An 11,299-nucleotide genomic window follows, 5' to 3' on the forward strand; every position below is an offset into this window, starting at 1 on the left:
CTCCTCAGACCCCGAAACCGCCCGCTACCCGCACGGCAGGCATGGCCCCGGCCGTGGACCCCGAGCTCCTGGCCCGGGCATCCTTGCGGCGAGGGCCGGGATCACTTCCTCACCCATTTGCGGCAGGATGTGGTCTATGCCAATTGATGTCGAAGCGGTGCGCAGGCAGACTCGTGGTGTCCTGAGCGTGACCCATCTGAACAATGCGGGGAGCTCGCTGGCCCCCAGTCCTGTAGTGGACACTGTGGTGGGTCATTTACGCCGTGAGGAGGAGGTCGGCGGCTATGAAGCGGCGGAGGAGGCTGCCGATCGGCTGGAGGGCGTGTACTCCTCGGTGGCGCGGCTGATCGGGGCGGGGCCGAGCGAGATAGCCCTGGCCGAAAGCGGCAGCCGCGCCTGGGCGATGGCGGTGTACAGCTTCCCCTTTGTCCCCCGGACGCGGCTGCTCATCGGCCGCACCGAGTACGCAGGCAATGTCATTGCGCTGCGGCAGCTTGCGCGTCGCAACGACCTGCAGATTGTGGTGCTCGACGACGATCCCCACGGGCAGGTTGACGTGGAGCACCTGCAGCGGGAGCTAGACCGCGGAAACGTGGCCATGCTCGCCCTGACACATGTGCCCATGGCCAACGGCCTGGTAAATCCGGCGGCGGAGGTGGGCAGACGCTGCCGCGCTGCCGGGGTGATGTTTGTGCTCGACGCCTGCCAGTCGGTGGGCCAGATGCCGTTGGACGTGCAGGCATTGGGCTGCGACGTGCTGGCGGGAACGGGACGGAAGTTTCTGCGCGGACCGCGCGGCACCGCGTTCCTCTATGTCCGCGCCTCGGTCCTGGAACGGCTTGAGCCGGCCATGCTGGACGGGCATTCCGCGGTTCCGACCGGCGCCGCGGGCTTTGAAGTTCGCGGCGATGCCCGGCGCTTCGAGAGCTGGGAGAGCGGTGCCGCCGGACGGCTGGGCCTGGGCCGGGCAGTCGATTACGCCCTGGCCCTGGGCCTGGACGCCGTGCAGGAGCGTGTGGCCGGGCTCGCGGAGCAGCTGCGGTCCGAGCTGGCGGCGGTTCCCGCGGTCATTGTCCACGACCGCGGGATCACCCGGTGCGGCATCGTCACGTTTTCAGTGAAGGGAAGCGACGCCAGGAACATCAAGACCCGGCTGGCGGACCACCGGATCAATGTCTCCGTGGCACCCCTGCCCTCCGCCCAGGCCGACTCCGCCCCCGCAGGGAGGCGACAGGGGGAGGACCTGGTGGTGCGGGCCTCGGTGCACTACTACAACACCGAGACCGAGATCCAGCGACTGGTCGGCTTCCTTCAGGGAACGTCGTAGGGTACCTGACGGTGTCCGTCGGCCGGCCAGCCTAGTTGGCTTCGGCCAGGGTCATGGCGTAACGGTTCTGCCGATCGGTCCACTGCCCGACGGCGGAGAACCCCGCCGCCTCCATCTCTTCGACCACGCCCTCGAGGCGGAACTTGGCCGAAATCTCCGTCCGCAGTTCCTCCCCCTCGTCGAACCGGACGTCCATGCCAACCCCCGGCAGGCGCACCAGCATCGGCCTGCTGGCGCGCAGCCGCATCTCGATCCACTCCTCCTGGGGCTTCCACACCGCCACATGCTCAAACGCCATCACGTCGAAGTCGGCGCCCAGCTCGGCGTTGAGGACGCGCAGCACGTTCCGGTTGAAGTCCGCGGTGACGCCCTCGGCGTCGGCGTAGGCCGGAACAAGGACGTGCGGTGACTTCACCAGGTCCGTGCCAAGAAGCAGCGAACCGCCGTCGTCCCCCAGCAACTCGCGGACGCTGGAGAGAAAGCGGGCCCTCGCCGCCGGCTCAAAATTACCGATGGTGCCGCCCAGGAACGCCACCATGCGGCGGCCCGCCCGCGGCAGCAGGTGCAGCTGGGTCTCGAAATCCGCTGCCACGGCCTGAAGCTCAAGGTCGGGAAAGGCAGGGGCCAGTTCGTTGCGGGCCTCCAGCAGTGCGCTGTGGCTGACATCCACGGCCACGTAGCGGCGCAGGGATCCCTCCCCCCGCAGCGCATTGAGGAGCAGCGGGGTTTTCCGGGACGATCCGGACCCGAGCTCGATCAGCGTCTCCGCAGGACTCGCGGCCGCCATCTCTGCTGCAAAGAGCTCCAGCACCTCACGTTCGGCCCGGGTCGGATAGTACTCCGGCAGGCCCGTGATGCGCTCAAACAGTTCGCTGCCCAGCTTGTCATAGAACCACTTGGGTGGCAGCGTTTTCGGCGACGCGGTGAGCCCGGCCCGCACATCGGCGCGCAGGCTGCGTCCCAGGTGGTCCGGAGGCAGGTGGTGGATGATGTCGGGGCGGTCGGTGGAGAGGCTCATGGGGCCACCTGTTCCTTCGTGAGGTTGGGAATCGGACGTATGTCGATGTGGCCGGCGGTGGCGGTCAGGAGGCAGCCGTCCGGCACCTCATGCCAGCCGGGGCCGTCGTCGAAGGGTTCACTGGCCACCACGACGTTCCCCGGGCCGGTCCGCCAGAAAAGGGTGTCGCCGGCGGCCGTGGCCGCGATGCCCGTGCCGTCGGTGAGCAGAAAGTTCAGCCGGCCGCCGGTGACGGCAGCGACAGTGCCGACCACGTGCGCCAGCGCATCCCCGGCGGAGTCCCCCGCGGCGAGCCGTTCCAGGACGAGGGCCCAGAGCAGGGCGGAGTCGACCTGGGCTTCCAGCGCCAGCAGACGGGCGGGCGGAAGGGAAGCGGCAAGACCTTCCAAGGCATCCGGCCAGCCCTCGACGCGGCCGTTGTGGCTGAAGAGCCAGGGGCCGTGCGCATACGGGGCGGCAGCCGACTCCTCCTGCGTCATCCCCGATGTCGCTGACCGGACGGCCGCGAGCACCGCCCCGCTGGAGGTGACCCTGGCGACGTCGGCGAAGGACCTGTCCGCCCAGATCGGTATGGCCCGGCGGTACCGGGCAGGTACAGGATCCCCCGGGGCATACCAGCCGACGCCGAAACCATCAGCGTTCACCGTCCCGTTCCGCTGCCGCCTGGGCGCCCAGGACTGCGTCAACAGCCCGTAGGCGGGGGCGAGCAGCAGCTCCGCCAGCGGCATCGGTGCCCCGAGATAAGCAAGATGACGGCACACGGGCTAACGCACCCCGGCCGGTTCGGCGTCGCGCGCCGTGCGGAAGCCGGCAAAGATCTGCCGGCGGACCGGGTAGTCCCAATTTCGGAAGGTCCCCCGGCACGCGGCCGGGTCCGCCGCCCAGGAGCCTCCGCGCAGCACCTTGTAGTCGGGCCCGAAAAACACTTCGCTGTATTCCTGATACGGGAACGCGCTGAATCCGGGGTAGGGGCGGAAGTCACTGGAGACCCATTCCCAGACATCACCGATGAGCTGGCGCACCCCCAGCGGTGAGGCTCCGGCCGGATAGGAGCCGGCCGGGGAAGGCCGCAGGGCTGATCCGCCAAGGTTCGCGTGATGGGGCGCCGGATCGTCATCCCCCCACGGGTAGCGCCGCGAACACCCGGATCCGGGGTCATGGCGCGCAGCCTTTTCCCACTCCGCCTCGGTCGGCAGCCGGCGCCCGGCCCAGCGGGCGTACGCGTCCGCTTCGAACCAGCACACGTGCTGCACCGGCTCATCGTCCGGCACCGGTTCAACGACGCCGAACCTGGTCCTGATCCACCGGTCACCGTCGCGTTCCCAGTACTGGGGCGCCACCAGGCCGGCTTCCCGGACATGGTTCCATCCCGCGGCGGTCCACCAGAGGGGGTTCCGGTACCCGCCGTCGTCGACGAAAGAGCGGTAGGCGCCGTTGGTCACCGGAACGGTGTCGATCCAGTAGCCGGGCACGTCCACCGCGTGGGCCGGGCGTTCGTTGTCCAGCGCCCACGGCTCCACCGAGGTCCCCATCATGAACGTCCCCGCCGGGACCAGCACCTCCTTCGCCAGGGAGTGCCGGTCCGCGGGCCGGGCCGTGGGCAACACAGCCTCCGCCAACGGCCGGGCCTGCAGGACCGGCAGGCCGACGCGGAGCTGGTGCGTGGCCAGCATCGTCTCGTCGTGCTGCTGCTCGTGCTGGATGATCATTCCGAAGGCGAAGCCCCGGTCCACCAGCGGCGAGCCTTCCAACGGGGTCCGGTCCAGGATATCGAGCGCCTTGGCACGGACCTGGGCAAGGTACTTTCGGGACTCCATCGGCGAGAGCAGCGGCAGCGACGGCCGGGCGCTGCGCGGATGCTGGAACGCGTCGTACATCCGGTCGAGGTCGCACCGCAACGGCTCCATTTTCCCGACGTCGCGCACCAGCCAGATTTCCTCCTGGCTGCCGACGTGCGCCAGGTCCCAGACCAGCGGTGACATCAGCGGCGAGTGCTGCTTCAGCAGCTCCTCCTCGTCGCACTCAGTCAGGGCATGCGTCCGTTTCCGGGCCCTTTCCAGCCCGTCGGCGATGAAAGCCCTGAGCGCTTCCGGATCGGTGCCGGCGCCAGCGCCGGTGCCGGCGGTGCCGGGATCGGTGCCGGCGCCGGCGCCGGGCAGGTTATCTGGCATTTTCGCGATCCTCCTCGTACTGTGACGGACCAGAATAGCTCCCGGTTCGTTGCCACCGGTCCAGCCGCTCCTCCGCCGGGCACCGGCCCCGCGCCGTATAGCGGTCCACGAAATCTTCCGCCCTGGTGCGCGTGGCGGCGTCCACCCCCAGACGGGGCAATGCCATCAGGGCGGCCTCCGCGCACCCGAGGGCCGCCGAGGCGAGCACGGGATCCGCCAGGGCGTGACGGGCGGCGGTCCTCATCGGATCGGACAGGGAAGCAACCGGGGCGCAGGCCTCCGCGGCGAGGCCGGCTGCGTGTTCATCGTCCATGAGCGCCGTCACCATGGCCGTGACCGGCTCCCAATCGCTGCCTGCCTGGGCGTCGATCACCCTGGTCTCCAGGAACCCCCGTGGCCGGACCGGCGGGAACAGGGTTGTCAGGTGGTATTCCAGGTCACCCAGCGTGGCGGGCCTCGGGCCTTCCCCGCGGAGCCAGTTCCGCATCGTCAGCCCGCGCGGGGCTGTCCATGAAGCCTCCCCTGACGGGATGCACAGCACCAGCGCGTCGAGGGCGTAGCGCGCCCAGGCCAGGCGCGGGTCCGCCGCGGGGGGAACCGGGGCGGTCCGGGTGGGGTCCATGGCCAGCCAGATACGCTGCCGGTTGCTGTGCCAGCCGCTCGGGACGCCGTCAAGGAACGGGGAATTGGCAAACATGGCCACGAGGACCGGCAGGAGATTGTGCAGCCGCGCCCAGCGTTGCGCCGCGCCGCTGGGCCCGGGATTGTCGAACCCGGCCTCCAGTGAAATCTGCAGGGAAGCGGTGGAGCACATCATCGTCCGGCCGGCGGGGCCGAACCGGTCGAAATGTTGCTCCATGGCGGCATACCGTGGATGATCCAAAGTCCGTACAGGTGGCCGGCCAGGGTCCAGGGCCACCGCGCCGAAGCAAAGGCCGGCGCCCGCCAGCAGGGCCTCAACGGCTGCAAGGTCCGCGCGGGTCGCCGCAATGAGAGCGGGAAGACCAGGCGCGCAGGCTGAGCTGACCTCCAGCTGGCCGCCCGGCTCAAAGGTGATCACTCCCCCGCCAGGCAACGGTCCTTCCGATGCCGCCATGGCGTCGCTGACCCGTGCAACGGGGACCGGAAACCGCGGATCCGAGACGTCGTGGACCAAGCGCTCGACTTCCACCCCGGCAGCACCCGGCGGCCCGGTCTTGAAGCACACGGAGGCAACGTAGACCTCGGCATCGGACTCGGAGAGCGGGCGGATGTCACGCCCGGGCAGCCATGCAGAGCTCACGCCACACCATTCCTTCCGCGGCGGTTGACTTCAAACGGCAAGCTAAACAGCCCCCTTTCCGCCTTGTCAACGATCCAGCACAATCCGTCCCATTCTTAAGGCACGGTTAAGTTTCCCCGGCCCGACTCCCCAAACCCTGTGAGCCGTACCACATTGGAATCAGCCACAAACACAGCCCCACGCGGGGCCACGGGAACAAGGGAGTTTCAATGCCGCAGAACAACACGGGGGCCCCGCAGAAATCGCGGGTCGTCGGAAACGTCATCAAGGGGTGCCTCGGCAACCTGATCGAATGGTTCGACTGGTTTGTCTACGCTTCATTCAGCATCTATTTCGCAGCATCATTCTTTCCGGCGGGCAACCTCACGGCGCAGCTGCTCTCCACCGCCACGGTGTTCGCCGTCGGGTTCCTGATGCGGCCCCTCGGTGGCTGGATCCTGGGCATGTACGCGGACCGGTATGGACGCCGCAGCGCCCTGGCGCTGTCGGTCCTGCTCATGAGCGGCGGATCATTGATCATTGCCCTGACGCCTTCCTTCGCCTCCATCGGCATCGTGGCCCCGATCCTTCTCGTGGTTGCCCGGCTCCTCCAGGGACTCAGCGTGGGCGGGGAGTTCGGTTCCAGCGCCACGTACCTGTCCGAGATCGCGACGCCGGGCAAGCGCGGCTTCTATTCAAGCTTCCAGTACGCCTCGATCATCCTGGGCCAGCTGGCTGCGCTCCTGGTCATGATCGTGCTGCAACAGCTGCTCAGCACTGACCAGATGAGCGCGTGGGGCTGGCGCGTGCCCTTCATCATCGGGGCCGTGGCCGGCCTGGGCGTGATGATCCTGCGCCGCGGCATGGACGAGTCCGAGCACTACCTGATTGAAAAGGCCGGCCGCGGGTCCGGCGCCAACGGCTCCAAGCCGGGGGGTTCGCTCCGGGACCTGCTGCAGTATCCCCGCCAGCTCCTGGCCGTCTTCGGGCTGGCCCTCGGCGGCACAGTGGCGTTCTACGTGTACAGCACCTACATGCAGAAGTACATGGTCAACACCTCGGGTATCCGCAAGGAAGACGCCTCGATCATCAGCTTTATCGCCCTCCTGATCTTCATGTTCCTGCAGCCTGTAGCCGGCGCGTTGTCCGACCGCTACGGCCGGCGCAAGGTGATGCTCTTCTTCTCCATCGGCGGCACCCTTGCCACAGTTCCCCTGATGACGCTGCTGTCACACACCAGCAACGTCTTCGCAGCTTCCGGCCTGATGATGGCCGGCCTGATTTTCGTCACCGGCTACACCGCGCTGAGTGCCATCGTCAAGGCGGAAATGTTCCCCACCAAGGTCCGGGCCCTCGGCGTCGGCCTGCCCCACGCCATCGTCGCTGCCCTCTTTGGTGGAACCGCAGAGCCGCTTGCCCTGGCACTGAAGCAGGCAGGCAACGAGCCGGTCTTCTTCTGGTACGTCACCGGCTGCATCGCCCTGACCCTGGTGGCAGCTGTCATGGTCAAGGACCCGGCGAAGTCTTCGCAGCTGGAAGCCGACCTGCAACGGAGCGAGTCCCCCGCTGACACACGGGAGCCGGTACGGGCCTAATTACACTTAGCCTTAGGTCTACACGTCGGCGGCGCAGCCATGCTGCGCCGCCGGCGCCCCATGAGCAGGAGACGCTGTGATACAGGTAGGGATCGTCGAGGACGACGACGGCGTGGCCGGCGCCCTTGTTGACGGGCTGGCGATGCACCAGATCGGCGCCGCGCGGATGAGCCACGGCCTCGACATCCTGACCCGCCATCCCGAATTCGACGTGGTGCTGCTGGACCTGGGGCTCCCGGACCTGGACGGAATCGAAGTGTTGCGCCGGTTGCGGCAGGTAAGCCTGGTACCGGTCCTGATCCTCACGGCACGTGCCGACGAACGCTCCGTGGTGCGGGGACTCCGCAGCGGAGCGGACGACTACCTGGTCAAGCCGGTGCGGATGGCGGAATTGCTGGCCCGGATCGAGGCGGTGGGACGCCGCACCTCGAAGCTCCCCGCCCTGAAGAACCGGGAGCAACTCCGGGTGTTCGGCGACATCGTGGTGGACCTGGCCTCCCGGACCCTCTCTGTCGCCGGGCGCCAGATCCTGCTGACCACCAAGGAATTCGAACTGCTGGCCCTGCTCGTGGAAAATCCGGGCACCGCGGTAAGCCGGCAGTTCCTCATGGACCGGATCTGGGGCGATGCCTTTGTGTCCGTCTCACGCACCCTGGACGTCCATATGAACGCCCTCCGGGCCAAGCTTGAACGGGACGGCCTGATCGAGACCATGCGCGGTTTCGGCTACCGCTGGACGGCCTGACCCGCCATGCGGAACAGGCTGTTGTGGGTGCTGGCGGTCCTGACCGCGCTTGCGGTCACGGGATTCGGGTTTCCCCTGGCCGCCTCCACGGCGGATGCCCGGACCCGGCAGTTCGTCCTCAGCAGGGACTCCGACCTCCAGCGTTTCGTGGGACTGGCCTCCGGCTATGTGACCACCGGGGTTCCCGGAACCCTGTTCGAGGAAATGCGGGTCTACCACGAGCTCTACGGTGACACGCTGGCTGTGGTCTCCACCAAGGGGGTCCCTCCGCACGGCGAAGGGATCAGCCCGGATGCACCCGGGATCTCCGAGTCCGTGTCCCGGGCGCTTCGCAACCAGCCCTCCGCCGACCTTGGCGCGCTGACCCCGTGGGGTCCTGAGGACGTCGTGGTCGCGAAACCGGTGGGCACGGACAGCCAGCTCAACGGTGCCGTCCTGATCGTTGCGTCCACCCGGGCGGCGAAGGCGGACATTGGCCTGCTGTGGCTGTATGTCTTTCTCGGCATGGCCGCCGCCATGATCGCGTTTGGGATCCTGGCCGTAGCCGTCAGCCGCTGGGTGCTGCGTCCGCTGGAAAACCTCAGCCGCCGGCTGGGGCGCCTGACCGCCAGCCTGCCGTTCAGCCAGCCTGTGACGGCGCCGGATGCGGCGCCGGATGCGGAGCCGGATGCGGAGCCTTCGCGGCAGGGGCCGCCGGAGCTCCGCGCGCTCTCGGGGTCCTTCGAACTGATGGCGGCCGCCGTCGAGAGTTCCGCCCGCTCGCAGCGCCGCCTGGTGGCGGACACCGCGCACCAGCTCCGGAACCCCCTCGCGGCCCTCCAGCTGCGCCTGGATTTTCTGGAACCGCACGTCACCGCGGCCGGCCGCAACAACTACCAGCGGGCAACGGCGGAGTCCCAGCGGTTCACCACGATCCTCGATGACCTGCTGGCCCTGGCCACCGCCGAGGCTCCGCCCGAGGGCGGGGACAAGCAGAGGGGCCGCTGTGTGCCTGCTGCCGTCGCGGCGGAGCGGACGGAGTTCTGGCAGCGTTCGGCGGCCGAGCGGGGTGTCCGCCTGGCCTTCGACGCCGGTCCGGCCGATGCTGCATCGAAGGGCGCGGACACCGGGGCGCAAGCCGCAATATCGGAAGGTGCCCTCGGCCAGATCCTGGACATTCTGATCGACAATGCCTGCAAATATGCAGGTCCCGGCGCCGAGGTGCGGGTGTCCTGCGCCTACCGGGCGGCGGCCGACGGGAGCCCGGAAAGCGTGGCTGTCTGCGTGGCGGACAACGGCCCGGGGGTCAGCGACGACCAGCGCGGACGGCTCACCGAGCGCTTCTACCGTGGATCGCCGACGGCGGACCGCGCGGGCGGCGGACAACCCGGCACCGGCCTGGGACTGGCCATCGCGGCTGCGCTGCTCGCGTCCTTCGGCGGCAGCCTCGAGTTTGCGGACACCGACGGCGGAGGGCTGACCGCCGTCGTCCGCTGTCCCCACGCCGTTGAGAACGACAAGCAACCGGACCAGTCCTTCGGGAAGAGCGATCCCGCGGAGGACAACCGATGAACCATCCGCGTTTGCTGGACCGCCGCCTGTTCCTCGGCGCGGGAGTCGCGGCCGCTTCCGGGCTGTTGCTGGCGGCCTGCACAGAAGGAAAGCCGCCGGAATACCTGCTGGGAACCGGTGAAACCGGAGGATTCTTCAACGAATTCGCGGCCCTGCTGGCCCGGACCGTGGAAACTGCCGGGGCCAGCTTCCGCCTTGTCCCCCGGCCGTCCGCCGGGACGGCGGAGAACCTGCAGCTGCTGCGGGCAGGAGCGGTGAATCTTGCCCTCGCGCTGGCCGATGCCGCGGCCGCTGCGCCCGAAGGCCTGGAGTCCGTCGGCCGCCTCTATCAGAACTATTTCCAGCTCGCCGTGCCGGCAGGGTCGCCGATCCGCGCGATGTCGGAACTGAAAGGCCACGTGGTGAGCCTGGGACCGGACAACTCGGGGACGCAGTTCACCGGGCTGCGCATTCTGGAGGCCAGCGGACTGACACCCCGGGACATCACCCTGCGGCCCGTTCCGCTCACCGAGGTCACCGGGGCGATGGGGCGCGGCGAGATCCAGGCGGCCCTCTTCGCCGGCGGGTTCCCCGTGCTGGCAGTGGACCCGGACTCCGGGCCGCGCGGGTCCACCGCGATCCGTCTGATCGACCTCTCGGCCGAGCAGAAAGTGCTGCGCGGACGGTTTGGCGAGGTCTACATGGCGGCGAACATCCCTGCCGGGGTCTATGGTTCCGCCGCGGAGGTGGGAACCATCGGCGTCGCCAGCCTGCTGCTGGCGCGCCCGGACGTTCCGGCGTCGGCGGTGGGCTCGATCGTGGAAATCCTGGTGGCCCGGGCCGCCGAGCTGATTCCGGCAGGTGCCCTGGGCGCCCAGTACCTGGACGCCCGGTCGCTCATCTCCACGTCGGGAATCGGGCTGCACCCGGGCGCCGCGGCAGCGTACCGGCGCCTGCACGGGTAGGCCGGCGCCGCACCCGGGGTTCAGTTCCTGTTCACGGGGCCGGGAGCCGCCGTGGATGGATGGTCTTCATGGAGTTCCCTGCTGTTCAGCGATTTGCCCCCAGTCATCAAGGATGGTCCGGAGTGCCCTGACTGCATGGAAGGCGCGCGATTTCACCAGGCCGGCTGGAATGTTCAGTTGCGCCGCCGCCTCACCCACCGTGAAGCGGCGGTAGTGGAGTGCCACCAGCACGTCCAGGTGTTCCCTGCTGAGCCTCATCAGGGCCTCTTCCATCGGGACCCTGTTGAGCAGCTCATCGATCCGCTCCCTTGCCCGGACGGGATCGGCCACGTCACGTTCCCCAGCCTCCTGCGGCCGGCGCTGTGACTTTCGGTGGTTGTCGATCAGGACGTTTCGCGCCGTCCGGAACAGGTAACTGCGCATACTGCCGGTAATCTTGGGCGCTTGCTGGACCCGCAGCACCGTTTCGTGCACGATGCCGTCAGCCAGCACAGGGTCCCGTGACGCGCTCAGCACGAACCTGCGCAGGGCGCTGCCGTGCTCACTGTAAATCGCCGCAACAACGTCCTCGTCAGGCGCCATGTGCTTACCTCCCCTGCGGTGCGGCCAAGATCCGTGACGGGTGTTCCCGGCAGAGACAGCACGCCCGGAGCCCGAGGTTCAACCTAACCCAGACGGTCCGGAATT

Annotated in this window: 10 protein-coding genes; 5 read left to right on the top strand and 5 right to left on the bottom strand. The window is 68.5% G+C overall.

What is annotated here, in order from left to right:
* Positions 1 to 136 precede the first annotated feature (136 nt).
* Entirely contained in the window at positions 137 to 1,327 is a 1,191-nt protein-coding gene (locus ACQCSZ_RS14895) for an aminotransferase class V-fold PLP-dependent enzyme (protein WP_427004513.1), read from the top strand.
* A gap of 31 nt (positions 1,328 to 1,358) precedes the next feature.
* Here the strand turns inward: ACQCSZ_RS14895 and egtD are convergent, their stop codons facing one another.
* Genes egtD through egtA form a run of 4 tightly spaced genes read right to left on the bottom strand, consistent with a single transcriptional unit; the run spans position 1,359 to position 5,798 of the window.
* Positions 1,359 to 2,345 carry an L-histidine N(alpha)-methyltransferase gene (egtD, locus tag ACQCSZ_RS14900; RefSeq protein ID WP_427004514.1) on the bottom strand — a complete coding sequence of 329 codons (987 nt, stop codon included), beginning with the start codon at positions 2,343 to 2,345 and terminating at the stop codon, positions 1,359 to 1,361.
* The gene (gene egtC / locus ACQCSZ_RS14905) at positions 2,342 to 3,106 is read right to left on the bottom strand and encodes an ergothioneine biosynthesis protein EgtC (protein WP_427004515.1); all 765 of its coding nucleotides are present in this window, start codon (positions 3,104 to 3,106) and stop codon (positions 2,342 to 2,344) included. Before egtC ends, egtD begins: the two co-directional genes overlap by 4 nt.
* Before the next feature lie 3 nt (positions 3,107 to 3,109).
* Positions 3,110 to 4,516: an ergothioneine biosynthesis protein EgtB gene (egtB, locus tag ACQCSZ_RS14910; protein WP_427004516.1), complete on the bottom strand. Its 1,407-nt coding sequence runs from the start codon at positions 4,514 to 4,516 to the stop codon at positions 3,110 to 3,112.
* Positions 4,506 to 5,798 carry an ergothioneine biosynthesis glutamate--cysteine ligase EgtA gene (egtA, locus tag ACQCSZ_RS14915; RefSeq protein WP_427004517.1) on the bottom strand — a complete coding sequence of 431 codons (1,293 nt, stop codon included), beginning with the start codon at positions 5,796 to 5,798 and terminating at the stop codon, positions 4,506 to 4,508. The genes egtB and egtA overlap by 11 nt, the downstream gene beginning before the upstream one ends.
* Positions 5,799 to 6,007: 209 nt before the next feature.
* On the opposite strand from egtA, the gene ACQCSZ_RS14920 reads away from it, so the two are divergent.
* From ACQCSZ_RS14920 to ACQCSZ_RS14935, 4 genes are all read left to right on the top strand, one after another.
* Complete coding sequence (locus ACQCSZ_RS14920; RefSeq protein ID WP_427004518.1) at positions 6,008 to 7,372, top strand: MFS transporter; 1,365 nt, start codon at positions 6,008 to 6,010, stop codon at positions 7,370 to 7,372.
* Positions 7,373 to 7,451: 79 nt separating this feature from the next.
* Positions 7,452 to 8,117: a response regulator transcription factor gene (locus ACQCSZ_RS14925; protein WP_427008357.1), complete on the top strand. Its 666-nt coding sequence runs from the start codon at positions 7,452 to 7,454 to the stop codon at positions 8,115 to 8,117.
* A 6-nt stretch (positions 8,118 to 8,123) separates the two neighbouring features.
* Positions 8,124 to 9,668: a sensor histidine kinase gene (locus tag ACQCSZ_RS14930; RefSeq protein ID WP_427004519.1), complete on the top strand. Its 1,545-nt coding sequence runs from the start codon at positions 8,124 to 8,126 to the stop codon at positions 9,666 to 9,668.
* A complete protein-coding gene (locus ACQCSZ_RS14935; RefSeq protein ID WP_427004520.1) occupies positions 9,665 to 10,612 on the top strand; it encodes a TAXI family TRAP transporter solute-binding subunit in 948 nt (315 codons plus the stop codon). Before ACQCSZ_RS14930 ends, ACQCSZ_RS14935 begins: the two co-directional genes overlap by 4 nt.
* A gap of 66 nt (positions 10,613 to 10,678) precedes the next feature.
* On the opposite strand, the gene ACQCSZ_RS14940 is transcribed toward ACQCSZ_RS14935, so the two are convergent.
* Positions 10,679 to 11,194, bottom strand: coding sequence for a sigma-70 family RNA polymerase sigma factor (locus ACQCSZ_RS14940; RefSeq protein ID WP_427004521.1), 516 nt, complete (start codon positions 11,192 to 11,194; stop codon positions 10,679 to 10,681).
* Between the last annotated feature and the right edge of the window lie 105 nt (positions 11,195 to 11,299).

This window comes from Pseudarthrobacter sp. H2, assembly GCF_050157045.1.
Taxonomy (GTDB): Bacteria; Actinomycetota; Actinomycetes; order Actinomycetales; family Micrococcaceae; genus Arthrobacter.

Excerpts from the sequence above, each read along its gene's own strand:
- ACQCSZ_RS14930 (WP_427004519.1), top strand. The coding sequence starts at position 8,124 with ATGCGGAACAGGCTGTTGTGGGTGCTGGCGGTCCTGACCGCGCTTGCG.
- ACQCSZ_RS14920 (WP_427004518.1), top strand. The coding sequence starts at position 6,008 with ATGCCGCAGAACAACACGGGGGCCCCGCAGAAATCGCGGGTCGTCGGA.
- ACQCSZ_RS14895 (WP_427004513.1), top strand. The coding sequence starts at position 137 with ATGCCAATTGATGTCGAAGCGGTGCGCAGGCAGACTCGTGGTGTCCTG.
- egtB (WP_427004516.1), bottom strand. The coding sequence starts at position 4,516 with ATGCCAGATAACCTGCCCGGCGCCGGCGCCGGCACCGATCCCGGCACC.
- ACQCSZ_RS14935 (WP_427004520.1), top strand. The coding sequence starts at position 9,665 with ATGAACCATCCGCGTTTGCTGGACCGCCGCCTGTTCCTCGGCGCGGGA.
- egtD (WP_427004514.1), bottom strand. The coding sequence starts at position 2,345 with ATGAGCCTCTCCACCGACCGCCCCGACATCATCCACCACCTGCCTCCG.
- ACQCSZ_RS14940 (WP_427004521.1), bottom strand. The coding sequence starts at position 11,194 with ATGGCGCCTGACGAGGACGTTGTTGCGGCGATTTACAGTGAGCACGGC.